This is a genomic window from Microbacterium sp. AG790 (assembly GCF_003634765.1).
Taxonomy (GTDB): domain Bacteria; phylum Actinomycetota; class Actinomycetes; order Actinomycetales; family Microbacteriaceae; genus Microbacterium.
This window is the reverse complement of record NZ_RBWZ01000009.1, coordinates 130579-156289: the sequence shown is the minus strand read 5'-3', so window position 1 is coordinate 156289 and position 25711 is coordinate 130579. Positions and strand designations below refer to the sequence as shown.

Here is a 25711-nt window from a genome sequence, read left to right as displayed (position 1 = left end):
CAATGACTGCCACCGCCACCGCCGAAAAGGCCGAGACGACGGTCGTCGGGCGCGTTGCACGCGTCACCGGCCCGGTCGTCGACATCGAGTTCCCGCACGATGCGATCCCCGACATCTACAACGCGCTGAAGACGACGATCACGATCGGCGAGGACTCGACGGAGATCACGCTCGAGGTCGCGCAGCACCTCGGCGACGACCTCGTGCGCGCCATTTCGCTGAAGCCGACCGACGGCATGGTCCGCGGCCAGGAGGTGCGCGACACCGGCGGCCCCATCACCGTGCCCGTGGGCGATGTCACCAAGGGCAAGGTGTTCAATGTCACCGGCGACGTGCTGAACGCCGCTCCCGGCGAGACCATCGAGATCACCGAGCGCTGGGGTATCCACCGCCAGGCGCCGAACTTCGACCAGCTCGAGTCCAAGACCGAGATGTTCGAGACCGGCATCAAGTCCATCGACCTGCTCACCCCGTATGTGCAGGGTGGAAAGATCGGCCTGTTCGGCGGTGCCGGTGTCGGCAAGACCGTCCTGATCCAGGAGATGATCCAGCGCGTCGCGCAGGACCACGGCGGCGTGTCGGTGTTCGCCGGTGTCGGCGAGCGCACCCGTGAAGGCAACGACCTCATCGGTGAGATGGAAGAGGCGGGCGTCTTCGACAAGACCGCGCTCGTCTTCGGCCAGATGGACGAGCCGCCGGGGACGCGTCTGCGCGTCGCCCTGTCGGCCCTCACGATGGCGGAGTACTTCCGCGACGTGCAGAAGCAGGACGTGCTGCTGTTCATCGACAACATCTTCCGCTTCACGCAGGCCGGTTCCGAGGTGTCGACGCTTCTCGGACGCATGCCTTCGGCGGTGGGTTACCAGCCCAACCTCGCCGATGAGATGGGTGTGCTCCAGGAGCGCATCACCTCGACGCGCGGCCACTCGATCACCTCGCTGCAGGCGATCTACGTCCCGGCCGACGACTACACCGACCCGGCGCCGGCGACGACCTTCGCGCACCTCGACGCGACGACCGAACTGTCCCGCGAGATCGCGTCGAAGGGTCTGTACCCGGCCATCGACCCGCTGAGCTCGACCAGCCGTATCCTCGACCCGCGCTACATCGGCGAGGATCACTACCGCGTCGCCACGGCCGTGAAGCAGATCCTCCAGAAGAACAAGGAACTGCAGGAGATCATCGCCATCCTCGGTGTCGACGAGCTCTCCGAAGAGGACAAGATCGTCGTGTCGCGTGCGCGCCGCATCCAGCAGTTCCTCTCGCAGAACACCTACATGGCGAAGAAGTTCACGGGTGTCGAGGGTTCCACGGTCCCGATCAAGGAGACCATCGAGTCGTTCGACGCCATCGTCAAGGGTGACTTCGACCACGTCGCCGAGCAGGCCTTCTTCAACGTCGGTGGCATCTCCGACGTCGAGGAGAAGTGGGCGAAGATCCAGAAGGAGAACAGCTGACATGGCGCTGACCGTCACCCTCGTCTCCGCGGAGGAGGAGGTCTGGCACGGTGAGGCGAACCTCGTCGTCGCCAAGACCGTCGAGGGCGAGATCGGCTTCATGACCGGCCACGAGCCCGTTCTCGCGATCCTCGCCGAAGGGCAGGTGCGCATCACGCAGTCCGACGGCACGAAGGTCGTCGCTCGTGCGCAGGACGGCTTCCTCTCGATGGAAGGCAATGAGCTGACCATCGTGGCCGGTCACGCCGCTCTCGAGTCCTGATCGCCCGCTGAGTACCGCCAGCAACCACTCCCCGCTCGAGAACGCATCGTTTCTCGAGCGGGGAGTGGTTTTCGTTGTGCGCGAGGAGACCACCCATGCTGATCCTGTTGCCGCCGTCGGAGACCAAGCGTCCCGGCGGGCGTGAGCGAGCTCTCGACATCGGCGCGCTCGCGCTCCCCGAGCTGCGCGCGACGCGCGACGCGGCGGTGGACGCGCTCGTCGCATTGAGTGGCGACGAAGAGCACGCTGCGCGCGTGCTGAAGCTGTCTCCGCGCCAGCGCCCGGACATCGCCCACAACGCCACGCTGCGCACCGCCCCGACCTTGCCCGCGGTCGACCGGTACACGGGAGTGCTCTTCGATGCGCTGGATGCCGCCACCTTGGACGCGGCGTCGCGGCGTTGGCTGGGCGCTCACGTGCTCATCCACTCCGCGCCCTTCGGGCCGGTCGGCGCTCTCGACGCCATCCCGGCCTATCGGCTCGCCGCCGGAACGGCGCTTCCCGGCATCCCGCCCCTGCGACGACACTGGGCGGGTGAGGTCACCGCGGCTTTGCGTGCCGCCGCGCCCTCGTTCATCCTGGATCTGCGCTCCGAGGCCTACGTCGCCCTCGGTCCCGTTCCCGCGGAGGTGGATTCGGCCTACCTGCGGGTGGTGACGATCGGTGAGGACGGCGTGACGCGCGCGCTCAACCACTTCAACAAGCACGGCAAGGGCGCCGTGGTCAGAAGGCTCGCGCAGACCCGCCCGCGGATCGCGACGCGCAAGGCGCTGATGTCGTGGGCCGACACGGCCGGCGTAGCTTTGCGCGAGGGTGCGCCGGGAGAGATCGACCTCGTCGTCTGATCAGTCGTGTTCCGTGTTGGCGGCGGTCCGCTCGGTGTTCTCGGCGATGGCCACGAGGGCGACCCCCGACTCGATGACGAAGCGCAGCACGACGACGGCGAGGAACGCGACGACGGGGACGACGATGAGGGTCGACAGGATGAGCGCGATGCCGCCGCCGAGGTTCCACCCGAGCGATCCGATGCCCGAGATCAGGCCCCACAGGAACGTCGCGATGAAGGCGATGCCGATCGCGACGAGCCCCACGAGGTAGAAGACGCTCGCCAGTCGACGGGTGATGAACCGCGTGAAGGTCAGGTCGAACAGGGCGGAGAGGAAGCCGCGACCGATGTCGTCGAGGTCGCCGACGAGGCGTGGAACCCCGGTGTCGTCGACGCCGGCGATGCCGGGCGCGGATGCCGCGTCGCGCGCGACCTCCTCTGCGGGACGTTCCGGCAACGGCGGCAGTGCGGGCTCGGGCATCGGCGGATCCTTCCGGCGCGGGCGGGGGTGGCCCCAGGGTAGCGCTCCGGCCGACGCGCGACGCGACGAAACGCTCCGCGGGATCCCTCGCGCCTGTGGCTCCACTACCAATACGATGTGAGCCGGAGCCGGCCACGGTGGTCGCGCTCGACGGCGAGAATCGCCGGGGGAGGTACTCATGGATGATTACTCGGGCGGGAGCGCTGCGGCCGCCGCAGCTGCCCTGATCGTGTTTGCGTTCTTCATCTTCATCTTCGCGGTGATCGGCTACGTGATCAGTGCGTTCTTCCTGATGAAGATCTTCGACAAGGCGGGAGTCCAGGGCAAGTGGCGCGCCTGGGTGCCGATCTACAACTTCATGGTGTTCGCCAAGCTCGGCGACGTCAGCCCGTGGGTCATGCTGGGCGCCATCCTGGTGTCCGGTGTGCTGAACCAGGTCCCGGTTCTCGGGTGGATCATCGCGCTGCTCCCGGTCGCTGTGGGTGCACTGGCCGCGTGGCGAGTGGGCCAGAAGCTGCAGAAGGAGACCCCCTGGGTCATCCTCTATGTGCTGCTCGGCCTGGTCTGGCTCGGCATCCTCGCCTTCGACAAGTCGCGCTGGAACACGAACGTGCCGCCCGCGCCGTGGGCGGCGAACGGCTTCCTCGCCGATCGCACCGTCTGGCAGGGCGTTCCCGTTCAGGCGTCGGCAGCGCCCGGAGGCTACACGCCTCCGGCGGGCTACCAGCCTCCGGCGCCTCCGGCGGGCTACCAGCCTCCGGCACCTCCGGCCGGCTACCAGCCTCCGGCGCCGCCCGCGCCGCCCGCGCCGCCCGCGCCGCCCGCGGCCACCGAGCCGCCGGCAGCCCCTGAGCCGCCGACCACGGAGCCGCCCAGCGCTCCGGAGCCGCCGCGCTCCTGAGCAGCATCGACCGTCCTCGCCCGCCCGGGTGCGCTGGCAGCGCACCCGGGCGGGCGCGCGTGGCGGTCCGGTGGCCTGATGCCCGACCTGCTCCTTCGAGGCGACCGCCGGTGCCGCGGCGGACTCCGCCCCGGCTGCGCCGCCTGTCGGCGGGGTGCAGACCCGACCCGTCCACTAGAGTGGGACTGTGCCCGAAGCCGCGACTCACTCGCGCACCCTCCCGCTCGCGGACGGTGCGATCGAACTGCAGTGGGCGGAGCTGACCCACACGGGCCGTCGGCGCGAGGTCAACCAGGACGCCGTCCTCGCACGCTACCCGCTGTTCGTGGTCGCCGACGGGATGGGCGGCCACATCGGTGGCGAGATCGCCAGCAGCAGCACGATCGCACGCCTGGAGTCGATGGTCGGCAAGGGCGAGGTCAGCCCCAAGAACATCGAGAAGGCGCTCTCCAAGGCGGTCGGGGACATCGCTTCGCACCCCGAAGCCACCGATGACGGCACCGGGACGACGGTGACCGGGGTCTACCTCGACACGTCTACCGCCGAACCCACGTGGGTGACCCTCAACATCGGCGATTCGCGGGTCTATCTCTTCCGCGACGGTGGCCTTGCCCAGGTCACGACCGATCATTCCGTCGTCCAGGAGCTCATCGCTGCGGGACGCCTCAGCCCTGAAGAGGCCGAGAACCACCCGTACGGAAACGTGATCACACGCGCCGTCGGTCCCTCCGACGGTGTCGCGCCCGACTACGTGCGACTCGAGGTCGTCGACGGCGATCGCTTCGTGATCTGCAGCGATGGCCTCACGAAAGAGCTGACGGATTACGGCATCCTGCACTTCCTCCTGCAGCACGACGATCCGGCCGCCGCGGCGGCGGACATGCTCGACGCCGCGCTGGAGAACGGCGGTCGCGACAACATCACGATCATCGTCCTGAACGTGCATCGCACCGGCTCCTCCCCAACGGTGGACTGACGTCCGTCGTGCACCGGTCGACCCGGTGCGCGTCGCACCGGGTCGCCGCCCCGCTTGACTGCCGGCATGACCGATGTCGACGATCTCGACGACGAGCCGCTCCGCCTGCCGCCCGCCCCGACGCCACCGGCGCGGGCACCGCTGCCGATCCTGACCGCCATCGTTCCCGTCGTCGGTGCGCTGGTGCTCTGGCGCATCACGGGGTCGGTTCATTCCCTCTGGTTCGCCGCGCTCGGACCGCTCGTCGCGGTGGCCTCGTTCGTCGACGGGCTGCGGACGGCCCGGCGTGCCCGACGGCGTGCCCGGCGTGAGGATCTCCGTGCGCTGGCGCACCTGGAGGAGGCGGTCGCTCGGCGGCACGAGGCGGAGCGTCGCCGTGCGTGGCGGCGTACCCCCGACGTGGCGACGCTGTGCGCCGACGAGGCAGAGGTGTGGCGCTCGGTGCCCGGACGTGATGAGGCACTGGTGGTCGGCCGCGGGGAGGGGGTGAGCACTCTGCGGATGGAGGGCGAGCCCGCCGACGACGCCGCGCGCGCGTTGCGACGGCGAGCCCGGCGCCTGGAGGACGCGCCCGTGACCGTGCCTCTGCATGCGGGACTCGCCGTGCGCGGCCCCGCGGCACAGGCCACGGCGGTGGTCCGGGCACTCGTGATGCAGATCTGCCTCGTGCGTGCTCCCGGTCGGGTCCGGATCGCCGACCCCGAGGCCGTGGGGGAGATCCTGGGCGACGTGTCGCCTCTGCCGCATGCGTTCGCGAGTGCCGGGGATGCCCTGGTGCTCGCCGACGGCGCGGCCCGCCTCGGCTCGGATGCCGATATCCCGATCGTCGTCCTGGCCGACGACGCCCCGCCGCCGACGCGCTGTCGCGCCGTCCTGACTCTCCAGGGTGGTGATGAGGCGGTCCTTGACCACGAGGGATCGACGCGTTCGGTGCGCATCGAGGCGTTGTCGGCGGCGCAGGCGTCCGAAGTGGCGGCCATGCTCTCGGAGCGAGCTCGCGAGCTGGGTCACCGCGGTGATGCTCCCGTCGCATTCGAGGAGCTCGTCGACGATTGCTCCGGCGCGGGACTGACCGCCGCCATCGGCGTGAGCGCGGGAGAGGTCGTCACGGTCGACCTCGTGGCCGACGGGCCGCACGCGGTCGTGGTGGGTACGACCGGCTCCGGCAAGAGCGAGCTGCTCGTCACCTGGGCGGCCGGCCTGTGTCGCGGACGACACATCGGTGAGGTCTGCCTGCTCCTCATCGACTTCAAGGGCGGCCGGTCCTTCGACGCCCTCGCGGCGCTCCCGCACGTCGCCGGGATCGTGACCGACCTGGATGACCGCGCGGCGGTGCGTGCGGTGGAGAGCCTGCGAGCCGAGATCCGGCGTCGAGAACGCGTTCTCGCCGAGCACGGTGCTCGTGATGTGGAGGAGGCCGCGGGAGCGCTGCCGCGGCTCGTCGTGATCGTCGACGAGTTCGCCGCGCTGGTGGCCGCGCACCCCGAGATGCACGAACTGTTCTCCGATGTCGCGGCGCGTGGCCGGGCACTCGGCATCCACGCGATCCTGGCATCCCAGCGCGCAGCCGGAGCGTTCCGCGATGGGCTGCTGGCCAATGCGCCGCTGCGGATCGCACTGCGCACCCTCGACGCCGCAGACTCGCGGGCCGTGATCGGAGTCGACGACGCCGTGCGGCTTCCTGGGCGCGCCGAGGCCCGGGGGATGGCGCTCCTGCGGCGTGCGGCTGACGTCGATCCACAGCGCGTGCGGATGGCGCGATGCTCCCCGGTCGCGCTCGCGGCGATCAGCGATGCGGCGGGAAATGACCGCGCGACGGCGCCGTGGCTGCCCCCGCTTCCTTCCGTGGTGGAGCTGGATCGGGTTGCGGTGACCGGTCGTATCGCGCTGGGGCTTTCGGACGAACCGGAGCATCAGCGACAGGCACCGGTGCTGCTGCCCCTGGCGGCGACGGCGCTGGCGGTGATCGGAGCACCGGGAAGCGGACGCTCCTCGTTGCTGCGCGCGATCGCCCGTCAGTTGCCGCAGCCCCCGACGTGGGTGTCCGACGACCCCGAGGCGGCATGGGATGCCGTGGCCGCCGCCGTCGGCCGGCGCGACGGGACGGGCGTGGTGGTCGACGACCTCGACGCGCTGCTGGCGCGCTATCCCGCGGAGTACGCGGCGGAGATGATGGTGCGCATCGAGCGGCTCGTGCGGGACGCCGGACAGAGCGGAGGCCTCGTCGTGCTCTCCGCGGCGAGATGTGCGGGGCCGCTCGCCCGTCTGCTGGAGCTGATCCCGCACCGCGCCATCTTGCCGCTGGCGACACGCGCCGACCACGTGGCGGCCGGAGGCGACGGATCCGACCATGTCCGTGACCAGCCGCCCGGGCGGGGCCGCTGGGGACGCGTGCTGGTGCAGTTCATCCGTGACGACGCACCCACGACACCAACGGTGGTCGGCTCCCCACCGCCCACTTGGACTCCCGGTGAAGCCGACACGGTCGGTCTCGTGGTCGCTCACGGTTTCGCCCGTGACGGCCTGCATCGCGCGAGTGCGGCAGGAGATGTTCCGATCATCAGCGTCGATGAGGCGGCGTCGCGCGGCGGGGCGTCTTCGCGGGCTCTCGTGGTCGGCACGCCCGAGGAGTGGCTCGCCCAGTGGAAGCTGTTGGGCGAACTTCGCACACGTCACGAGTTCGTCGTCTCCGCCGAGTGCAGCGCAGAATACCGCGCGCTCACCGGGCGACGAGATCTTCCCGTCTACGCCGCTGCACGTGCCGACCGTGCCTGGCGCCTCGTGCCGGACGGTGCCGCACAGCGCGTGCTGCTGCCCTGGTCGTGACCAGCCGAGGAGGAGACGCCGGGCCGCGACTACACCGGAACGCCGTAACGCGAAGGGTCAGACGGTGGGGCGGATGCGTCCCACCTCGCGGCCTCCGCCGGTGATCTCCAGCGGCAGCTGGTCGAGCGTCGCGGCGACGTCCGCCGACGACAGAGCGCCCACGCGCTCCAGCAGACGGATCGCGACAGCCGTCGCCACCCGGCCGCTGCCGTCCAGCGTCTTGAGTGCGACCGTGGCGCCGTTGGGTGCCGTCATGATCATGATTCCCTCGGCGCCTCCCTTGGCGAACACGCCGAGCCGCTCGATCGCGATGGTGTCCGGCCGCCCCGGTCCGTCGATCGCCCACGGGTTCTCGCGGACCGCGCGCACGAGCGCTCCGGCGAGGCGGTGGAGCGCGAAGGGGGAGCGCTCCGAGGCGGTGCCGATCCGGTGCGCGGCGCGAGCGAGGGCGGTCAGGCTCATGGCGTACACCGGGGCCCCGCAGCCGTCGATGGCGGTCGTGGAGATCTTCGTCCCCGTGAGGCGTTCGATGACCTCACGGATATGCACCTGCAGCGGATGCTGCGGATCGAGATAGCTGTCGGTGTCCCACCCGTTCGCGGTGCAGGCCAGCAGCATGGTCGCGTGCTTGCCGGAGCAGTTCATGCGGACGCGCGCCGGCTGTCCGAGCTCGCGTACGAGCTCGTCGCGCGTGGCGGTGTCACCGGGCCACGCCGGCGGGCACTGCAGATGGTCCTCGCCGAGACCGGCGGTCGCGAGGATCTCGCGGACGACGCGGGCGTGTCGGTCGGTGCCACTGTGGCTGGCGGTGGACAGGGCCAGCTGCTCGCCTTCCAGCGTGACACCGGCGGTCAGGCAGCCGAGCGCCTGCAACGGCTTCATGCTCGAGCGCGGCAGGATCGGCGTGTCGACGTCGCCGAGGCTCAGCTGGATCACACCCTCGGGGTCCAGCACGATCGCCGCTCCCGCGTGTCGCGACTCGACGAAGCCACTGCGCTCGACGACGGCGAGTTCCACCGCGTCGGCGACCGCGATGGTGCCGGACGGTGCGGAGGGACGGGACACGGTGAGAGGATCTGACACGCAGAAGAGCCTACTTCGCCGCGCACCGCGCAACGGGTCGGCTGGGACCACCGAGGAGATGGGCATGCGCCAGCTGGACGAGGTCGCCGACGGCATCTGGGTCACGACGAGCCGGCGCATGGCCACCACGAGCACCGTCATCGTCGGTGGCGAAGAAGCACTGCTCGTGGATCCCGCGTGGGACGCCGACGAACTCGACGCTCTGGCTGCCACGCTGCGCGTGCGCAACCTGCACGTGCGCGCGGGGTTTGCGACCCACGCCCATCACGACCATCTGCTGTGGCACCCGGCGTTCGGAGACGTCCCGCGGTGGGCCTCCCACGACACGGCCGCGCTCGCCGTCTCGCAGCGCGCGGACCTGGTCGCAGCGCTGAGCGAGGACGCACCGCCGTGGCTCGTCGAGCTCATGGGGCGGGTCGACGGGATCGGCGACAGCTTCCCCTCCGACAGCGCGCCGACCGGTGTGCAGATCGAACCTGTCTTCCATGACGGGCACGCGCCGGGGCACACGGCCCTCTGGCTGCCGGAGCGGCGGGTGCTGATCGCCGGCGACATGCTCAGCGACATCGAACTGCCCCTGCCGTTCTTCCCCGATGACCTGCCGGCATACCTCGCCGCGCTCGACCGCCTCGCGCCTCTCGCCGCCCGCGCCGCCGTCATCGTGCCCGGTCACGGGACGGTGGGCGAGGATGCGCTGGCCCGCCTCGACGCCGACCGGCGCTACCTCGACGACATGATCCACCGTGGACGCTCCGACGATCCGCGTGTCGCAAACCCCGGCATGGCCGAGGAGCACGCGCATCTGGCGGAGCTCGCGGCCGCGTACCGCGATCCGGATGGGAGACTGGCGGGATGATCGGCGAACACCGCTACGCACTGCACGCCCGGTGGACAGGCAACCGCGGCACCGGAACCAGCGGCTATCGCGACTACGACCGCTCGGTCACGCTGTCCGTCCACGGCAAGCCCGCGCTGGATGCCTCGAGCGATCGCCCGTTCCGCGGCGATCCTTCGAAGTGGAACCCGGAGGACATGCTGTTGGCCGCGCTGTCGGAGTGCCATCTGCTGTCCTATCTGCACGCGTGTGTGCAGGCGGGTGTCGTCGTCGTGTCCTACACGGACGACGCGACGGGACGGATGACCGAGGACGGTCGAGGGGGCGGCGCATTCGCCGAGGTCGTGCTGCGACCGCGCGTCGAGGTCGCCACGGCCGCCATGGTCGCCGCTGCAGAGACCGCCCACGCGCAGGCGCACGAATGGTGCTTCATCGCGAACTCGGTCAACTTCCCGGTTCGTCACGACGCCATCGTGACGGTGGCCCCGGATGGCGCCGTCAGCGGCGTTCGTGCGGAAGAACCTGCTTGAGACGTTCGACGGGATTGGACGCCGGGGCCTCGTTGTACGCGTTGGCCAGCTCCTGGCCGGAGAGTGCATGGATCGCGGCCATGATCTCGTCGGTCGCCTGACGGCGCGCGCGCCCGGAGTCGGCGGAGCCGTGGTGGGACAGGTCGAGCGGCTCGCCGAAACGCACCGTCACCCGCGGACGCAGGCGCGGGAACTTCGCCCCGACGGGCATGATCTCGTTGGTTCCGACCAGGCCCACCGGAATCACGGGTGCGCCGGTCTGCAGCGCGAGGAATGCGACACCGGTGCGGCCCTTGTACAGGCGGCCGTCCAGCGAGCGCGTTCCCTCCGGGTACAGCGCCGTCGACCACCCCGCCTCGAGCATCCGTCGCTGCTGCTCGAGAGCATCGAGGGCCGCCTGGCCCGCCCCGCGCTGAACGGGGAATGCGCCGACGGCGTAGAAGAACTGTCGCGAGAACCATCCCTTCAGCCCCGGACCGTCGAAGTAGCTCGACTTGGCGAGGAAGCGCACCGGGCGAGGAGCGGCCATCGGAATGACGAAGGAGTCGATGAACGACAGGTGATTGCTGGCGAGGATCACCGCACCCTTGCGGGGGAAGTTCTTGCGCCCCTCGATGCGCGGCCGGTACAGCAGCCGCGCGAGCGGGGCCACGACCCACCGGCCGATGACGTAGGTGGGGCCGATTCCGGTGACGTCATGGGCGCCGTCCGGGGGCTGCAGCTCGCCGGCGGCGTCGGGGGCGGGCTCTGCGGATGTCACCAGTCGAGGGTACTCCCGATCGCATGCCGCGTTGAGCATGGCGCCACGGGCACGCTCCCAGCGCACGCAGAACAAAGTAGGGGAGGATGGAGCCAATCCGTCTTCCATCTGTGAGGTCTTATCGTGCGCCTGCGCCCGCTCGTCGCTGTTTCCGTCGCCGCCGTGTCCGTCATCCTGCTTGCGGGCTGCTCCGGGTCCACCGGCGCCACCGCGTCGGGGAGCCCGACCGCCGCGCCGGCTGCGGACCTCTGTGACGCGCAGGTCTCCTCGGGTGCCGCCGCCGACGCGGTGACGGTCAGCGGGGATGCGGGAGCGGCTCCCACGCTGTCGTTCACGGCGCCGATCCAGATCGACACCCTGCAGGCCAAGACCATCGACAAGGGGTCGGGTACGCCCGTGACGGCGGGGCAGTTCATCTCCTACGCCATGACGGCGTACGACGCCGAGACCGGTCAGAAGCTCGGCGACATCGGCTACAAGCCCGGGCAGCTGCTTCCCGCGCAGATCTCGGCATCCAGCCCTCTCGGCCAGGTTCTCGGCTGCGGTGCGCCGGGCGAGCGCGTCGTCGCGACGTTCCCGGCGAGCGAGCAGGGTGCGGCGCAGGTCTACGTCGTCGACCTGCTCGGCATCGTCCCGAGCGCCGCATGGGGCGCCGAGCAGGCACCCGTGGCGGGGATGCCGACGGTGTCGCTGGCCGACAACGGAGCGCCCACGATCACGCTGCCGGGCGGCAACCCGCCCACCGAGACGCAGATCGCCACCCTGAAGAAGGGCGACGGGGCTGCGGTCCAGAGCGGCGACCAGGTGCTGGTGCAGTACACCGGCGTGCGCTGGTCGGACGGCAAGACCTTCGACTCGACCTGGGACAAGGGCGGCGTGCCGACGAGCTTCAGCACCACCGGCGTCGTCCCCGGCTTCCGCAAGGCGCTGGAAGGCCAGACCGTGGGTTCCCAGGTGCTCGTGACGATGACCCCGGCCGACGGCTACGGCGAGGGCGAGATCAACGCCAACGACCTGAAGGGCGAGACCCTGGTGTTCGTCGTCGACATCCTGGGCGCGCAGACCTCCGCGGCCCAGTAAGGGCCCGCCGGTAGGCTGGCCGCATGCGGCGCATCCTGATCCTCGGTTCGACCGGTTCCATCGGCACCCAGGCTCTGGATGTGATCCGCGCCCGTCGCGACCAGTTCGAGGTGGTGGGACTCGCCGCCGGAACTGACGCGGCGGGCGTCGCCGCGCAGGCGGCCGAGTTCCAGGTCGAGCACACGGCGCTCGGTGCCGACGAGGCCGAACAGCTCGTGCGGGATGTGGATGCCGACGTCGTACTCAACGGCATCACCGGATCGGTAGGCCTCGGCCCGACACTGGCCGCGCTCGAAGCCGGACGCACGCTCGCGCTGGCCAACAAGGAGTCGCTCATCGTCGGCGGCGATCTGGTCACCGCCATCGCGGCCCCGGGACAGATCGTCCCGGTCGACTCGGAGCACTCCGCGATCGCGCAGGCCCTGCGCGCCGGCACGAGCGACGAGGTGCGCAGGCTCGTGCTGACCGCCTCGGGCGGCCCCTTCCGCGGTCGCTCCCGCGGCGAACTCGAGGGTGTGACTCCGGCCCAGGCGCTGGCGCACCCGACCTGGGATATGGGTCGGGTGGTCACCACCAACTCGGCGACCTTGGTCAACAAGGGGCTCGAGGTGATCGAAGCCCACCTGCTTTTCGGCGTCGATTACGACCGCATCGACGTCGTCGTTCATCCCCAGTCGATCGTGCACTCGATGGTCGAGTTCATCGACGGATCGACCATCGCGCAGGCATCGCCGCCCGATATGCGGCTGCCGATCTCGTTGGGCCTCGACTGGCCCCACCGTGTGGGCGGCGTCGGGGCACCGCTGGATTGGACCCGGGCGGCCTCGTGGAGCTTCGAGCCTCTCGACGAGGAGGCCTTTCCGGCGGTCGCCCTCGCCAAGCAGGTGGGGCGCGCCGGCGCGACCTACCCCGCCGTGTTCAACGCGGCCAACGAACAGGCGGTCGATGCGTTCCACGCGGGACGCCTGAGCTTTCCCGGCATCCTGGACACGGTCCGGCGCATCGTCGATGCGCACGACGCGCCGCCCGTGCTCTCACGCGGGGCGCTGGTCGACGCGGAGGGCTGGGCCCGCGCCGCCGCCGACGAGGCTATTGCCGCCGGCTGAGGCGAGGCGCCCGCGCGCGCGACGGAGAGGACCGGACCGCCCGCAGAGGATGGGGAGGGCGGTCCGGTCAGCGCCCGATCGGGGAACGATCCGGGCGAGCGGCCGCGGGGGAAGCGGCGGCCGGGGGCAGGGTGAAACGGTCAGTACGTGAGCAGGCCGTGAGCGCGGAACTGCTCGCGGACCCGGTCGACGAGGTCGACGGAGGGGGGGTCGGTCTCGGCCAGACGGTAGTCGCGCCCGAGCGCGTCCCACTTGTCTCGGCCCATCTGGTGGAACGGCAGCACCTCGACGCGGGTGACCGTGCCGGGGCGGATCTCATTGAGTGACGCGGCGTACGCAGCGACCGCCTCGACGTTGTCGACGTCGTCGGTCAGGCCCGGAACGAGGACGAAGCGGATCCACACCTCGGGCCCCTCGGGCCGAGCGGCCAGACGGTGACCGAATGCCAGCGTGGGCTCGAGCTCGCGCCCCGTCACCTCGCGGTAGGTCTCGGGATTGCCGCTCTTGACGTCCAGCAGGACGAGGTCGACGTCGTCCAGCAGGGCGTCGGATGCCGCGGCGCCGAGGTAGCCGGACGTGTCGATGGCGGTGTGGATGCCGAGCTCCTTCGCACCGCGCAGGATCCGTGCTGCGAAGGCGGGCTGCATGAGCACCTCGCCGCCGGAGAGGGTGATGCCGCCCCCGGTCGCCTGGAAAACCGCGGTGTAGCGCGCGATGCGGGTGAGCAGCTCATCGCTCGTGACGGGCTGACCGTCCTTCATCGCGAGGGTGTCGGGGTTGTGGCAGTAGAGGCACTGCAGCGGGCATCCGCTGAGGAACGTGGTCAGCCGCGTTCCCGGCCCGTCCACGGCGGTGACGAGCTCCCACGAGTGCACGGAGCCGAGCCGGCCCTCGCGCATCGCGGTCAGTCGCTCATGACGATCGACATCCGAGACCGCGAGCCCGTCGAGGCCGGCGCCCGTGCGCCGGTGGGCGGGCGCCTGGAGGGGGACCTCCAGGCGCACCGCGTCATCGGGGAGTGCGGGAAGGGTGGACGGCACCGCGTTGCACGGGTGGCGACGGAGCATCGCCTTGGCCATTGTCCTCAGCTTCTCTCTGCGTGTCGGTTCGTCTGCCGGAGGATCCGGATCACATGGAGCCGTGGAACGTACGCGACAGCACGTCGAGCTGCTGCTCGCGCGTGAGGCGGACGAAGTTCACGGCGTAGCCGGAGACCCGGATGGTCAGCTGCGGGTAGTTCTCCGGGTGCTCCATGGCATCTTCGAGCGTCTCGCGGTTCAGCACGTTGACGTTCATGTGATAGCCGTGCGAGCCCACGTAGGCGTCGAGCAGACCGGCGAGGTTGCGCACCTGCTCCTCGACGGTGCGCCCGAGGCCGCTGGGGACGACGGTGTTGGTCAGCGAGATGCCGTCCTGCGACTGCGCGTAGGGGATCTTGGCGACCGACAGCGCCGAGGCGAGCATGCCGTGGGTGTCGCGGCCGTTCATGGGGTTGGCGCCCGGGGCGAACGGCTCTCCGGCGCGGCGACCGTCGGGTGTGTTGCCCGTCGCCTTGCCGTAGACGACGTTCGAGGTGATCGTGAGCACCGACTGCGTGGGCAGGGCGTTGCGGTACATCGGGTGACGGCGGATCTTCGACATGAAGCTCTCCACCAGGCCGACAGCGATCTGGTCGGCGCGGTCGTCGTCGTTGCCGTAGCTCGGGAACTCGCCCTCGGTGACGTAGTCGACCACGATGCCGCGTTCGTCGCGCACGGGGGTGACGGTGGCGTACTTGATGGCCGACAGCGAGTCCGCAGCGACCGACAGTCCCGCGATTCCGCAGGCCATCGTGCGCAGCACGTCCTTGTCGTGCAGGGCCATCTCGATGCGCTCGTACGCGTACTTGTCGTGCGACCAGTGGATGCAGTTGAGGGCCTCGACGTAGGTCTCGGCCAGCCAGTCCATCGTCTTGTCGAAGCGCTCCATGACGTCGTCGAAGTCGAGCGGGCCGTCGCTGACCGGTGCCGTCACCGGCGAGACCTGCTTGCCGGTGACCTCGTCGCGGCCGCCGTTGATCGCGTAGAGCAGCGTCTTGGCGAGGTTCACGCGCGCACCGAAGAACTGCATCTGCTTGCCGACGCGCATGGGGCTCACGCAGCAGGCGATCGCGGCGTCATCGCCCCAAGCGGGGCGGATGATCTCGTCCGACTCGTACTGCACCGCCGACGTGTCGATGGACACCCGTGCGCAGTAGTCCTTGAACCCCTGCGGCAGCTCGGGGCTCCAGAACACGGTCATGTTGGGCTCGGGCGCCGGACCCAGGTTGTACAGGGTCTGCAGGAACCGGAAGGAGTTCTTCGTCACGAGGGGACGACCGTCTTCGCCCATGCCGCCGATCGTCTCGGTCACCCACGTCGGGTCGCCGGAGAAGAGGCTGTCGTACTCGGGCGTGCGCAGGAACCGCACGATGCGCAGCTTGATGACGAAGTCGTCGATGATCTCCTGCGCTTCGGTCTCGGTGATGAGGCCGGCTTCCAGGTCGCGCTCGATGAACACGTCGAGGAACGTCGAGGTGCGTCCGAGCGACATCGCGGCGCCGTTCTGCTCCTTCACGGCAGCGAGGTAGCCGAAGTAGAGCCACTGCACCGCTTCACGAGCCGTGGTCGCGGGCCCGGAGATGTCGACGCCGTACGCGGCGGCCATCTGCTTCAGCTCGCCGAGGGCGCGGATCTGCTCCGCGTGCTCTTCGCGCATGCGCACGACCTCTTCGGTGAAGGGCGTCGTGTCCAGGCCGAGCTTGTCGATCTTCTTCGCGGCGATCAGCTGGTCGACGCCGTACAGCGCGACGCGGCGGTAGTCGCCGATGATGCGACCGCGACCGTAGGCGTCGGGGAGCCCGGTGATGACATGCGAGCTGCGGGCGGCGCGGACGTTCGGCGAGTAGATGTCGAAGACGGCCTCGTTGTGGGTCTTGCGATAGGTCGTGAAGATCTCTTTGAGCGTCTGATCGACCTCGTAGCCGTAGGTCTCGAGAGCCCCCTCGACCATGCGCCAGCCGCCGTTGGGCATGATCGCGCGCTTCAGCGGGGCATCCGTCTGCAGGCCGACGATGAGCTCGTCGTCCTTCGCGATGTAGCCGGGGCCGTGCGCGGTGATGCCCGCCGGTGTGTGCGCGTCGACGTCGTAGATGCCCTTCTCGCGCTCGGTGGGGAACATCGTCGACAGGATGCTCCAGATGCGCGTGGTGCGCGCCGTGGCGCCGGTCAGGAACGACGCATCGCCGAGGTAGGGGGTGTAGTTGCGCTGGATGAAATCGCGCACGTCGATCGCGTCCTGCCAAGGGCCGGCGGTGAAACCGTTCCAGGCGGCGGGCTGCGTGTCCTGTGCGGAGGGGGTGACGGTAGTCATGATTCGCTTCCTCAAATCCTCGTGGGAGCGGCCCGTCCACCCATCCGTGGGCGAGTCGTTGAGATCAGCGTAGCGCTTGTGGTCAGACCACAACGGGACGATGGATGTCGCCCACAATCGCTCACCGAAAACCAGGACACCCCTTGTGGTCAGTCCACAAGGGGTGTCGGGGTGTCGCACGCGTCAGGCGGGCCGGGTCGGATCGGAGTCCGGGGTGGAGTCCGGTGGATAGGGCACCGCCCACGTCGGGGCGGGCGGGTTCCACCCGGCTGCGGCGAGGGCTCGTCGCGCGAGCTCCCTGGCCGAGTACGGCACGCGAGCGCCACGGATGTCGCGATAGTCCTGGTGTCCCGGGCCTGCCCAGAGGATCGCGTCGCCGTCCCCGACGCGCGAGATCGCCTCGACGATCGCCCGCTCCGGCGGCGAGATCTCGATGATCTCCGTGGCCGACACGGCGGCGCGAGCGCCGGTGAGCAGTTCGGCGCGGATGTCGTCGGGGTTCTCGTATCGCGGGTGGTGATCGGTGATGATGAGGATGTCGCTGCCGAGTGCGGCGGTGCGTCCCATGTCGAATCGCTTGGTCGCGTCGCGGTCGCCGTCGGCGCCGAACAGCATCAGAACGCGTCCCGGGGTCACGCGCCGGACAGCGGCGAGGGTCTTCTCGAACGCGTCGGGGGAGTGGCCGAAGTCGACGTAGACCGCTGGACCGTGGTCGGCGGACACGCGCTGCGTCCGCCCCGGGACGGCCGCCGCGATCCGACGTCCGTCGAGCGCGTCGGCCAGCCGGCTCCACTCGTAGCCGGCTTCTCGGAGCATCACGATCGCGAGTGCTGCATTGGACGCCATGTGCGGGCCGATCACCGGCACGGTCGTCGTCAGCGACTGGCCGTCGGGGCCGTGAAGAGTGAAGGTGGTGCCGTGGTGTCGCTCCGCGATGATCTCCACGGTCCAGTCGGCCACGGCGGGTGCGACGGACAGGGTGGGGGTGATGATCGACGTCGTGGGCACGCGCGCTGCGGCGACGACCTCGGCGCCGTACTCGGAGTCGAGACTCACCACGGCCCGTCGGCTGCGTTCGGGGGTGAACAGCGGCAGCTTCGCGCGGAAGTACGTGCCCATGTCGCCGAAATCGTCGAGGTGGTCGTGTGTCAGGTTGGTGAAGCCTGCGACGTCGAAGACGATCCCGTCGACGCGGTGACGTGTCAGCGCCTGCGCGCTCACCTCGTCGGCCACCGCCTCCACTCCGCACTCGCGCATGTGTGCCAGCAGGGCGTGGAACTCGGTCGCCTCAGGCGTCGTCAGCCGCGAGGTGATCACTTCGGAGCCGATGTGGCGCTCCGCGGTCGACGACAGGCCCGCCACGACGCCCAGCTGCTCCAGAATCGCCTTCAGCAGATGCGCGACGCTCGTCTTGCCGTTCGTTCCCGTGACGCCGAGCATGATCGGCAGGTTCTCATCCGTGCCGTACACCCAGGCCGAGATCTCGCCGAGTACGGCACGCGGATCGTCGACCACGACGATCGGAACGCCCGCGCTGGACGACAGGTCCGCGCCGACGGGGTCGGTGATCACGGCGGCGGCGCCCGCCGCGACGGCGGTCTCGACGAAGTGCGCCCCGTGATGATTGCGGCCGGGGAGCGCGCCGAACAGATCGCCGGAACGCACGTCATCGGTCGACAGCGTCACTCCGGACAGGATGACATCGTCATCTCCCGCCCGCCGCTCGCCTCCGAAGCGGTGCACCAGATCGCCGAGCGAGACATGGGGCGCGCGCGAAGGGCGGAGTGTGGGGGGAAGATTGCTGCCCGCGTCCGAGGTCATAGTCCTTTCATGCTTTCGCATATATCTATGGGAAAGCTATGACCAGGATACCGGGTCGATGGAGAAGCGGGGCCCGGCCGCCGACCGTGCGGCGACCGGGCCTCGACTCAGGTTGAGCCGTGCGCGGCTCAGGCGCGGCGTCGGCGCACGAGGGCGACCACGAGCGCGGCGACTGCGGCGGCGAGGGCGCCACCGCTCAACCAACGCGCGACCGGGTCGGCCTCCGACCCGGCCGCGGCGGCGGAGTGCGCATCCGCATCGCCATCGTGGTCGCTCGTCGATGCATGCCCGTGGTCGCCCGAGCCGGTCGACACAGCACCGACCGCGACGACGGGGGCAGGCGCTTTCAGATCGTCTTCGCTCTGCCCCTCGGCGGCGACCTCCGACCAGTCGGTCGACCCGGTTTCGCACGTCTGCAGGACGGGGAAGGCGACCGAGGTGTTCGCGGCGCTCGACGAGAAGATCACATCGAGCGCGACCGAGGCCGCTACGCCGGAGTCGACCGGCGTGATCGCCGTGAACGTGACGGAGGACGGGATGCCATCCGTGTTCAGCTCGCGGGAGATCTTCCATGCGCCGTCGAGCACCGGCTTCACGCCGTCGATGCCCTGGGGGATGGTGATCTTCACCGCGGTGGTGGGCGAGTCCTCGCAGCCGTGGCTGAACGAGAACGCGAGGCGTGTGGTCGACCCGGCATCCGAGGCGTCCGGTGTGACGTGCACGTGAGCCGATGCGGCGAGGGGGGCCGCAAGCACGAGGGCGGCGCCGGCGAGGATGCCGGCGATCGTGCGTGCGCGGCGGCGGGAGGGAGGGGTGACAGTCATCAGGGTGCTCTTTCTGTTCGTTCGTGGCGCGGCGGATGCCGCGATGACGGGTGCGGCGGTGCCGCGGGGTGCCGCAGATGCGGCGGTGCTCAGCGTGCGAACGCCGGCGGACCCCGTCGAGTGAGAACGGACAGGTGGGCATCGGCACGCGCGACGCGCGGGCCGGGGGAGGGAATGACGACCCACGGGAAGCTCTGCGGTGCCGGCGAGTGGGTACGGTTCAGGACGCGCCGGATGCCGCGGGCCAGAACCGCCAGAAGCCGCTCGCCGTAGGCCACGAGCGCGATGGTGACGACCGCCGCCAGGGCGTGGGCGAGCAGCATCCCGACGCTGAGGTGGGCGGCGGAGTGTCCGGGGCCGGCAACGGCCGGACCGATCGAGAGCGCGCCGTGCACGTGCCCGGTGCCGGCGGCGGGGAGGGAAGCGGGGCCGATCACGGCGAACATCGTGTGCAGTGCGATCTGCGCCGCCGCGATGGCCGCTGCCGTCCGAAGGAGACTCCGGCGTCGTCCGACGAGAGCGACGGCGACGGGTGAGGCGAGAACGGTGACGGCCACGATCAGCCACAGCGGGGGTGCCTGTCCGCCGCCGAACGTGTGCCCCGTCGAGGCGATCGTCGTCGCGATCGCCGCTGCGGTCGTGCCGCGCAGGGCGCGCACACGGCGGCTCGTCGATCGGTGGGGCACCTGATGAGCCTACCGGCGCCGAAAGGGGCGTGCCGCGCGAGGGCTGAGCAAACTCAAAGCGGCGACCGGTAGCCTCTTGGCTCGTGACCCTCATCGCCTTCATCGTCGGCGTCGTGCTGCTGGTCGTGGGGCTCGCGGCATCCATCGCTCTGCACGAGGTCGGGCATCTCGTGCCCGCCAAGCTCTTCGGCGTGCGGGTGGGCCGCTACATGGTGGGTCTCGGGCCGACGCTGTGGTCTCGCCGGTTCGGTGAGACGGAGTACGGCGTGAAGCTCCTGCCGCTCGGCGGCTACATCTCCATGGCGGGTATGTATCCGCCGGCCCCGCAGAACGTGCCGGCCACGGCCGCCTCGCGGGCGCGCGCCGGCTTCTTCGCGTCGATGGTGCAGGATGCGCGGGCCGCCAACGAGGAGACCCTCGACGGTGTGGACCGCACCGGAACCTTCTACGCACTCCCCGTGTGGCGGCGGATCGTCATCATGCTCGGTGGCCCGGTGATGAACCTTCTGCTGGCGATGCTCCTGTTCGCGATCGTCTTCAGCGGCATCGGCGTGCAGACCGCGACGACCACCATCGCCGCGGTGAACCAGTGCGTGCTGCCGGCAGGATCGACCCAGACCGCGTGCGCGGCAGACGATCCCGTCTCACCCGCCGCGGCGGCCGGCATCCAGCCCGGTGACGTGATCGTGTCGGTCGACGGCACGTCGGTGAAGACGTTCGAGGAGGCGTCGGCGATCATCCAGGCCTCGCCCAACCGCGCCATCGCCGTCGTCGTCCGCCGCGACGGTGTCGAGCAGACCCTCCAGGTCACGCCGCTGCTCGCGCAGCGTCAGATCGCGGGGCCCGACGGCACCACCGTCACCGCCGACGTCGGCTTCGTCGGAATGACCGCGATGACGGACTATGTGCACCAGCCGCTGTGGGCGGGGCCTGCCGCAGCGGTGCAGCAGGCCGGTCAGGTCGTCGGCATCATGGGGCAACTGCCGGCACGCGTCTACCAGACGGCGTCCGACATGATCACCGGAGCGCCGCGCGACCCCAACGGGCCGCTGTCGGTCGTCGGTGTCGGCCGGCTCGCCGGCGAGGCTGCGGCTACCGATGCGCCGATCCTCAACCGCGTGGCCACCATTCTCGGCCTGCTGGGCTCGCTGAATCTGGCGCTGTTCGTCTTCAACCTCATCCCGCTGCTGCCGCTGGACGGTGGCCACGTGGTGATCGCCCTCTGGGACGGGCTGAAGCGTGCCTGGGCGCTGCTGTGGCGCCGTCCGCCGCCGCGTGCCGTCGATGCGACGAAGCTCGTTCCGGTGACCTTCGTCGTGGTCATCGCGATCGTCGTGATGGGCGGCATCCTGATCCTCGCGGACATCGTGAATCCGCTCAAGATCTTCGGCTGAGTCAGGCCAGCGCCCAGCTCACCAACCGCTCGAGTGTGGCGAGACCGTCGCGCGAGAGGATCGACTCCAGGTGTCCCTGCACCGAGGCGTAGCCCGCTCCGCGCAGGGCGTAGACGTCGCCGGATGCCGCATCAGCCGAGATCTCGGTCTGTCCGAGCCTCGTGGTTCCCGGGCTCACGCGGGCGGTGAACGTGTTGTAGAACCCGATCGACGACGCCTCCCCGAAGACGTCCACCGTCTTCTGCAGGCCCTGGTGCGGTGCCGCCAGAGGAGCGAGGTCCAGGCCGAGTCGATCGGCGAGGATCTGGTGGCTCAGGCAGACTGCGAGCAGGGCTCGGCCGCCGTCGAGGCGCCCCGTGACGACGTCGCGCAGGGTGCGGATGCGGGCGCTGTCGTCGTCCCGCGGGTCGCCCGGACCGGGACCCGCCACGACGATGTCGGCGGCCTCGAGAGTGTGGGCTTCTTCGGCGGCGCGGCTCCACGGCACGATCGAGGTGGCGAAGCCGAGGTGGCGCAGCTGGTGCGCGAGCATCGTGGTGAAGCGGTCCTCGGCATCCACCACCACCGCCGTTCGGCCGACGTAGGGGCCCACGACATCGGTGTGCTGCGGGTTCAGCCAGAAGGGCGCGAGGCGCTCGTTGCGCGCCGCGAGCAGGGCGGCGATCGCCGGGTCGTCGGCCAGCCGTGGCGCCGCCGGTGCCGGGGCGTCCTCGTCGGCGATCGCTGCGGGCGCGGCATCGCGCGCGACCGCGCCGATGGCGCCCAGCACACCCGCCGCCTTGCCGTGGGTCTCTCCGACCTCGCCGTCGGGGTCGGAATGACGCACGAGCGTGGCGCCCACCGGAACGCGCAGTGTGCCGTCGACCAGATAGGCGGTGCGGATGAGGATGGGCGCGTCCAGATCGTGACGACCATCGGGGGTCGGGGTGAACAGCGCCGCGACGCCGGAGTAGTACCCGCGAGGTTCGCGCTCATGCCGCTTGATGACGGTGCAGGCGTTCTGCATCGGTGAGCCGGTGACCGTCGGGGCGAACATCGTCTCGCGCAGGATGTCGCGCGGATCCATCGTGCTCGTGCCGCGGAGCATGTACTCCGTGTGGGTGAGCCGTGACATCTCCTTCAGATGCGGTCCGGTGATGCGTCCGCCGTCGCTGCAGACGGCGCTCATCATCTTGAGCTCCTCGTCGACGACCATGAAGAGCTCCTCGGTCTCCTTCGTCGACGACAGGAAAGCGGTGAGCGTCTCGGCCGTGGCACCTCCGGCGGGGTGGCGGAAGGTGCCCGAGATCGGGTTCATCGTGACGACGCTGGTGCCCGGGGTCGTGGCATCGCCGCTCTGCGCGCTGACGTGGGCCTCCGGGCTTGCGCCGACCGCGAGGTGTCCGGGCGTGGACACCAGGAAGGTCCAGTAGGCGCCGCGTTCGTGCTCCAGCAGGGCGCGGAACCAGGTGAGTCCCGCGGTGAGCGCGTCGGTGTCGACGGATGCCGTGAAGTCGCGGCGGATGACAAAGTTCGCTCCTTCGCCCCGGCCGATCTCGTCGGTGATGACGCGGCGGACGATCGTCGCATACTCGTCATCGCTGACATCGAACCCGGCGTCGGTGAGCGGGACGGTCTCGGACGGCAGCGTCGACACCAGCGCGGCCCGCTCGAGCGTCACGTGCTCGTCGACCAGGAGGCAGCGCAGGGGCGCGCCGTCGTCGTGACACGAGAAGCCGCGTTCGACCACCTGGCGGTAGGGGACGAGGGCGAGCACCTCGTGCGGGGTACCGTCGGCGTCGGTCAGGGGGATGTCGGCCAGCAGCGGGACGTCGACCACTTCGCCGACGAGGAGCTCGACGGTGTCGGCTTCCCGGGCGATCAGGGCGAACGCACGGCCCGTGCGCAGCACGGACTCCAGCGGGGAGGGGCTCGGGGTCATCGCCGGGCCTTTCTTCAGGTCGGGCGGGCTGCGTTCGTCCGGGAACGAAAAGACCGCCTCGAGGGCGGTCTGTGTCGTGGGTCGCGAGCACACCGCCTCAGGGGGTGGGCCACCAGGAGGTGTTCGCGAACATGCGGTCACGATATCAGAACGAGAGATGACGATCGCCGCGCAGCCCCCGCGCAGTGTGCGCGGCGTAGTCTGGTGCAGTGCCAGCAGTGAACATCGGGATGCCGCGTGTGCCGGACGTCCTCGCCCCCCGCCGCAAGAGCCGTCAGATCAAGGTCGGGAAGGTGCTCGTCGGTGGCGACGCCCCCGTGAGCGTGCAGTCGATGACCACGACGCCGACGACGAACATCAACGCGACCCTCCAGCAGATCGCCGAGCTGACGGCATCAGGCTGCGAGATCGTGCGCGTGGCCGTGCCCAGCCAGGACGACGCCGATGTGCTGCACATCATCGCGAAGAAGAGTCAGATCCCCGTCATCGCGGACATCCACTTCCAGCCCAAGTACGTCTTCCAGGCGATCGACGCCGGTTGCGGCGCGGTGCGGGTGAACCCGGGCAACATCCGCAAGTTCGACGACCAGGTCGGCGCCATCGCGAAGGCGGCGAAGGATGCCGGTGTGTCGCTGCGCATCGGGGTGAACGCCGGCTCGCTCGACAAGCGGCTGCTGGAGAAGTACGGCAAGGCGACCCCTGAAGCACTCGTGGAGAGTGCGGTCTGGGAGGCGTCGCTGTTCGAAGAGCATGACTTCCACGACTTCAAGATCTCGGTGAAGCACAACGACCCGGTCGTGATGGTGAAGGCCTATCGCATGCTCGCCGAGCGGGGCGACTGGCCCCTGCACCTCGGCGTCACCGAGGCCGGTCCCGCCTTCCAGGGCACGATCAAGAGCGCCACCGCCTTCGGCATCCTTCTGGGCGAGGGCATCGGCGACACGATCCGCGTCTCGCTGTCGGCGCCGCCCGCGGAAGAAGTCAAGGTCGGTCATCAGATCCTGCAGTCGCTGAACCTCCGCGAGCGCAAGCTCGAGATCGTCTCGTGCCCGTCGTGCGGGCGGGCGCAGGTCGACGTGTACACACTCGCCAACGACGTCACCGAAGGTCTCAAGGACATGACCGTGCCACTGCGCGTCGCCGTCATGGGCTGCGTCGTCAACGGCCCGGGTGAGGCGCGGGAGGCTGACCTCGGCGTCGCATCGGGCAACGGCAAGGGCCAGATCTTCGTGAAGGGCGAGGTCATCAAGACCGTGCCCGAGGCCGAGATCGTCGCCACCCTCATCGAGGAGGCCAACCGCATCGCGGACGAGATGGGGCCCGACGCCCCGCTCGGCACGGCGCAGGTCGTCACCGTCTGACGCCCGGAGGCTCCGTGGCGGCGCGATATGCCGTCGACGGCATGGGTGTGATCAGATCGTTGTCCCGCGGAGCGCGCCGTCCCGCCGCGGGCTGACACGATGGTGGCATGTCGCTTCGCATCCGATTCGGCCTGCTCGCCGCCACCGCAGTAACCGCCGTCGCGATGTTCGCGGGATGCGTGCCGATGTCCGCGTCGGGAGAGCCGACCGCGTCGACGTCGCCGACGGAGGTCGTGACGGTCAGCCCCACGCCTGCGCCGCCGGTGTGGACGGTGGCGTTCGGTGGTGAGTGCGACACGATGCTCTCCCCGTCGCAGCGGTCGTCCGTGCTCGGCGCGGACACCGTCGATGCCGATGTCCAGCGGGCCGAGTACCGGAAGCAGTTCAACACCGTCGCTTTCCCGGACAAGACGCCCGGCCCGGAGGGAACGGCTGGAGGTCTGTCGTGCGGCTGGACGGAGCAGGGCGGCAACGGTCGTTGGTGGAACGTTCTCGCCCTTCCCGCGCCCCTCGCCGACCCGCAGACGGTGGCAGCGCTCGCCGAGCCGACCTGCGACTGGAGCTACGACACGCGTGTGTGTCGCCTCGGCGTGACCGCCGGCGACCTCTGGTTCCTCGCCACGGCATCCCCGATGGGGGAGTCCGAAGCGGCGCCCGTCGACACCCTGAGGGCATTGATCGCGGCAGCCGCCGCGAACGCCTCGTCCGCCGCGGCGGCGGTGCCGGCGACGGTGACCGCGCAGCGGTGGCCGATCGTGGCGTGTGCCGAGCTCGGCGATCGGATGAAGCTCGCCGAGGTGCTCGGCGAGGGCTATTGGTCCGGCTACTGGGAGGGCTCCCGCCAAGCCGAGGACGACGTGTTCGAGTACGCCGGGGTGCAGCAGTTCTGCCAGTACGGCACCGGCGACGGGGCGGCTGAGGGTGCGCACTACATCGTCTCGGTGACCTCTCAACCGGGCGGGGCGTGGATGTGGAGCGCGCAGGACGATGCGGTCGGCGAGGTCACGACCGTGGCAGGCGCACAGAAGGCGCTGCGCATCCTCAAGGGCGACCCGGGACGGGGCGATGACGTTCTCGCCACCGACGGGACGAACCTCATCCGTGTTCACGTCGGTTCGGGGCAGATCGCTCCGGACATCGCGGAGCGGGCGATCGCCGCTCTCGCCCAGGAGTGAGTATCGCCGATCGCCT

22 protein-coding genes are annotated in these 25711 nt (G+C 70.0%); 13 read left to right on the top strand and 9 right to left on the bottom strand.

Annotated elements, in window-relative coordinates:
• Nucleotides 1-2 precede the first annotated feature (2 nt).
• From atpD to yaaA, 3 genes are all read left to right on the top strand, one after another.
• Complete coding sequence (atpD, locus tag DEU37_RS10315) at nucleotides 3-1457, top strand: F0F1 ATP synthase subunit beta (protein WP_005048641.1); 1455 nt, start codon at nucleotides 3-5, stop codon at nucleotides 1455-1457.
• A gap of 1 nt (nucleotide 1458) precedes the next feature.
• Nucleotides 1459-1719: a F0F1 ATP synthase subunit epsilon gene (locus tag DEU37_RS10310; protein ID WP_005048643.1), complete on the top strand. Its 261-nt coding sequence runs from the start codon at nucleotides 1459-1461 to the stop codon at nucleotides 1717-1719.
• A gap of 95 nt (nucleotides 1720-1814) precedes the next feature.
• Complete coding sequence (gene yaaA / locus DEU37_RS10305) at nucleotides 1815-2564, top strand: peroxide stress protein YaaA (RefSeq protein ID WP_121190603.1); 750 nt, start codon at nucleotides 1815-1817, stop codon at nucleotides 2562-2564.
• Here yaaA and DEU37_RS10300 read toward each other — a convergent pair whose 3' ends face one another.
• Complete coding sequence (locus tag DEU37_RS10300; RefSeq protein WP_121190602.1) at nucleotides 2565-3026, bottom strand: DUF4282 domain-containing protein; 462 nt, start codon at nucleotides 3024-3026, stop codon at nucleotides 2565-2567.
• A gap of 178 nt (nucleotides 3027-3204) precedes the next feature.
• Between DEU37_RS10300 and DEU37_RS10295 the strand changes: the two genes are divergently transcribed.
• The 3 genes from DEU37_RS10295 (at nucleotide 3205) to DEU37_RS10285 (ending at nucleotide 7729) form a co-directional block, all read left to right on the top strand.
• On the top strand, nucleotides 3205-3927 hold the full coding sequence (locus tag DEU37_RS10295) for a DUF5684 domain-containing protein (protein ID WP_121190601.1): 723 nt from the start codon (nucleotides 3205-3207) through the stop codon (nucleotides 3925-3927).
• Between the two features lie 187 nt (nucleotides 3928-4114).
• Nucleotides 4115-4903 carry a PP2C family serine/threonine-protein phosphatase gene (locus DEU37_RS10290; RefSeq protein WP_121190600.1) on the top strand — a complete coding sequence of 263 codons (789 nt, stop codon included), beginning with the start codon at nucleotides 4115-4117 and terminating at the stop codon, nucleotides 4901-4903.
• A 66-nt stretch (nucleotides 4904-4969) separates the two neighbouring features.
• Nucleotides 4970-7729 (top strand): FtsK/SpoIIIE domain-containing protein, encoded by a 2760-nt coding sequence (locus DEU37_RS10285; protein ID WP_121190599.1) that lies wholly within the window; start codon nucleotides 4970-4972, stop codon nucleotides 7727-7729.
• A 57-nt stretch (nucleotides 7730-7786) separates the two neighbouring features.
• Here DEU37_RS10285 and DEU37_RS10280 read toward each other — a convergent pair whose 3' ends face one another.
• Complete coding sequence (locus DEU37_RS10280) at nucleotides 7787-8812, bottom strand: asparaginase (RefSeq protein WP_121190598.1); 1026 nt, start codon at nucleotides 8810-8812, stop codon at nucleotides 7787-7789.
• A gap of 64 nt (nucleotides 8813-8876) precedes the next feature.
• Between DEU37_RS10280 and DEU37_RS10275 the strand changes: the two genes are divergently transcribed.
• Both DEU37_RS10275 and DEU37_RS10270 read left to right on the top strand, forming a co-directional pair.
• Nucleotides 8877-9668, top strand: a complete 792-nt coding sequence (locus DEU37_RS10275; protein WP_121190736.1) for an MBL fold metallo-hydrolase — start codon at nucleotides 8877-8879, stop codon at nucleotides 9666-9668.
• On the top strand, nucleotides 9665-10177 hold the full coding sequence (locus DEU37_RS10270; protein ID WP_121190597.1) for an OsmC family protein: 513 nt from the start codon (nucleotides 9665-9667) through the stop codon (nucleotides 10175-10177). The genes DEU37_RS10275 and DEU37_RS10270 overlap by 4 nt, the downstream gene beginning before the upstream one ends.
• Here the strand turns inward: DEU37_RS10270 and DEU37_RS10265 are convergent.
• Nucleotides 10146-10976, bottom strand: coding sequence for a 1-acyl-sn-glycerol-3-phosphate acyltransferase (locus DEU37_RS10265; protein ID WP_121190735.1), 831 nt, complete (start codon nucleotides 10974-10976; stop codon nucleotides 10146-10148). The genes DEU37_RS10270 and DEU37_RS10265 overlap by 32 nt on opposite strands.
• An 84-nt stretch (nucleotides 10977-11060) precedes the next feature.
• Between DEU37_RS10265 and DEU37_RS10260 the strand changes: the two genes are divergently transcribed.
• Nucleotides 11061-12017 carry an FKBP-type peptidyl-prolyl cis-trans isomerase gene (locus tag DEU37_RS10260; RefSeq protein ID WP_121190596.1) on the top strand — a complete coding sequence of 319 codons (957 nt, stop codon included), beginning with the start codon at nucleotides 11061-11063 and terminating at the stop codon, nucleotides 12015-12017.
• Between the two features lie 23 nt (nucleotides 12018-12040).
• Complete coding sequence (locus tag DEU37_RS10255; RefSeq protein ID WP_121190595.1) at nucleotides 12041-13123, top strand: 1-deoxy-D-xylulose-5-phosphate reductoisomerase; 1083 nt, start codon at nucleotides 12041-12043, stop codon at nucleotides 13121-13123.
• A gap of 140 nt (nucleotides 13124-13263) precedes the next feature.
• On the opposite strand, the gene pflA is transcribed toward DEU37_RS10255, so the two are convergent.
• The 5 genes from pflA to DEU37_RS10230 all read right to left on the bottom strand — a co-directional run bounded on the left by pflA (nucleotide 13264) and on the right by DEU37_RS10230 (nucleotide 19844).
• Nucleotides 13264-14202, bottom strand: a complete 939-nt coding sequence (gene pflA / locus DEU37_RS10250) for a pyruvate formate-lyase-activating protein (protein WP_121190594.1) — start codon at nucleotides 14200-14202, stop codon at nucleotides 13264-13266.
• Between the two features lie 49 nt (nucleotides 14203-14251).
• Complete coding sequence (pflB, locus tag DEU37_RS10245) at nucleotides 14252-16513, bottom strand: formate C-acetyltransferase (RefSeq protein ID WP_121190593.1); 2262 nt, start codon at nucleotides 16511-16513, stop codon at nucleotides 14252-14254.
• A 183-nt stretch (nucleotides 16514-16696) separates the two neighbouring features.
• Nucleotides 16697-18334 carry a Mur ligase family protein gene (locus tag DEU37_RS10240; RefSeq protein WP_121190592.1) on the bottom strand — a complete coding sequence of 546 codons (1638 nt, stop codon included), beginning with the start codon at nucleotides 18332-18334 and terminating at the stop codon, nucleotides 16697-16699.
• Between the two features lie 128 nt (nucleotides 18335-18462).
• Nucleotides 18463-19158: a DUF1775 domain-containing protein gene (locus tag DEU37_RS10235; protein ID WP_121190591.1), complete on the bottom strand. Its 696-nt coding sequence runs from the start codon at nucleotides 19156-19158 to the stop codon at nucleotides 18463-18465.
• A gap of 89 nt (nucleotides 19159-19247) precedes the next feature.
• Nucleotides 19248-19844 (bottom strand): hypothetical protein, encoded by a 597-nt coding sequence (locus DEU37_RS10230; RefSeq protein WP_259457248.1) that lies wholly within the window; start codon nucleotides 19842-19844, stop codon nucleotides 19248-19250.
• Nucleotides 19845-19927: 83 nt separating this feature from the next.
• Between DEU37_RS10230 and DEU37_RS10225 the strand changes: the two genes are divergently transcribed.
• Nucleotides 19928-21238 carry an RIP metalloprotease gene (locus DEU37_RS10225; RefSeq protein ID WP_121190589.1) on the top strand — a complete coding sequence of 437 codons (1311 nt, stop codon included), beginning with the start codon at nucleotides 19928-19930 and terminating at the stop codon, nucleotides 21236-21238.
• A gap of 1 nt (nucleotide 21239) precedes the next feature.
• Here the strand turns inward: DEU37_RS10225 and DEU37_RS10220 are convergent, their stop codons facing one another.
• Complete coding sequence (locus DEU37_RS10220; RefSeq protein WP_121190588.1) at nucleotides 21240-23159, bottom strand: anthranilate synthase family protein; 1920 nt, start codon at nucleotides 23157-23159, stop codon at nucleotides 21240-21242.
• 230 nt (nucleotides 23160-23389) lie between these two features.
• Here DEU37_RS10220 and ispG point away from each other — a divergent pair, with 230 nt between their 5' ends.
• Together ispG and DEU37_RS10210 are read left to right on the top strand one after the other, a co-directional pair.
• Complete coding sequence (gene ispG, locus DEU37_RS10215; protein ID WP_121190734.1) at nucleotides 23390-24520, top strand: flavodoxin-dependent (E)-4-hydroxy-3-methylbut-2-enyl-diphosphate synthase; 1131 nt, start codon at nucleotides 23390-23392, stop codon at nucleotides 24518-24520.
• 107 nt (nucleotides 24521-24627) lie between these two features.
• Nucleotides 24628-25695 (top strand): hypothetical protein, encoded by a 1068-nt coding sequence (locus DEU37_RS10210; protein ID WP_121190587.1) that lies wholly within the window; start codon nucleotides 24628-24630, stop codon nucleotides 25693-25695.
• Nucleotides 25696-25711 lie beyond the last annotated feature (16 nt).

Bases quoted from the DNA above. Each gene is read 5' to 3' on its own strand.
- DEU37_RS10210 (WP_121190587.1), top strand. From the start codon at position 24,628: ATGTCGCTTCGCATCCGATTCGGCCTGCTCGCCGCCACCGCAGTAACC.
- atpD (WP_005048641.1), top strand. From the start codon at position 3: ATGACTGCCACCGCCACCGCCGAAAAGGCCGAGACGACGGTCGTCGGG.
- DEU37_RS10235 (WP_121190591.1), bottom strand. From the start codon at position 19,158: ATGACTGTCACCCCTCCCTCCCGCCGCCGCGCACGCACGATCGCCGGC.
- DEU37_RS10275 (WP_121190736.1), top strand. From the start codon at position 8,877: ATGCGCCAGCTGGACGAGGTCGCCGACGGCATCTGGGTCACGACGAGC.
- DEU37_RS10300 (WP_121190602.1), bottom strand. From the start codon at position 3,026: ATGCCCGAGCCCGCACTGCCGCCGTTGCCGGAACGTCCCGCAGAGGAG.
- DEU37_RS10295 (WP_121190601.1), top strand. From the start codon at position 3,205: ATGGATGATTACTCGGGCGGGAGCGCTGCGGCCGCCGCAGCTGCCCTG.
- DEU37_RS10270 (WP_121190597.1), top strand. From the start codon at position 9,665: ATGATCGGCGAACACCGCTACGCACTGCACGCCCGGTGGACAGGCAAC.
- DEU37_RS10220 (WP_121190588.1), bottom strand. From the start codon at position 23,159: ATGACCCCGAGCCCCTCCCCGCTGGAGTCCGTGCTGCGCACGGGCCGT.
- pflB (WP_121190593.1), bottom strand. From the start codon at position 16,513: ATGACTACCGTCACCCCCTCCGCACAGGACACGCAGCCCGCCGCCTGG.
- DEU37_RS10310 (WP_005048643.1), top strand. From the start codon at position 1,459: ATGGCGCTGACCGTCACCCTCGTCTCCGCGGAGGAGGAGGTCTGGCAC.
- DEU37_RS10265 (WP_121190735.1), bottom strand. From the start codon at position 10,976: ATGCTCAACGCGGCATGCGATCGGGAGTACCCTCGACTGGTGACATCC.
- yaaA (WP_121190603.1), top strand. From the start codon at position 1,815: ATGCTGATCCTGTTGCCGCCGTCGGAGACCAAGCGTCCCGGCGGGCGT.
- pflA (WP_121190594.1), bottom strand. From the start codon at position 14,202: ATGGCCAAGGCGATGCTCCGTCGCCACCCGTGCAACGCGGTGCCGTCC.
- DEU37_RS10285 (WP_121190599.1), top strand. From the start codon at position 4,970: ATGACCGATGTCGACGATCTCGACGACGAGCCGCTCCGCCTGCCGCCC.
- DEU37_RS10240 (WP_121190592.1), bottom strand. From the start codon at position 18,334: ATGACCTCGGACGCGGGCAGCAATCTTCCCCCCACACTCCGCCCTTCG.
- DEU37_RS10255 (WP_121190595.1), top strand. From the start codon at position 12,041: ATGCGGCGCATCCTGATCCTCGGTTCGACCGGTTCCATCGGCACCCAG.
- ispG (WP_121190734.1), top strand. From the start codon at position 23,390: ATGCCGCGTGTGCCGGACGTCCTCGCCCCCCGCCGCAAGAGCCGTCAG.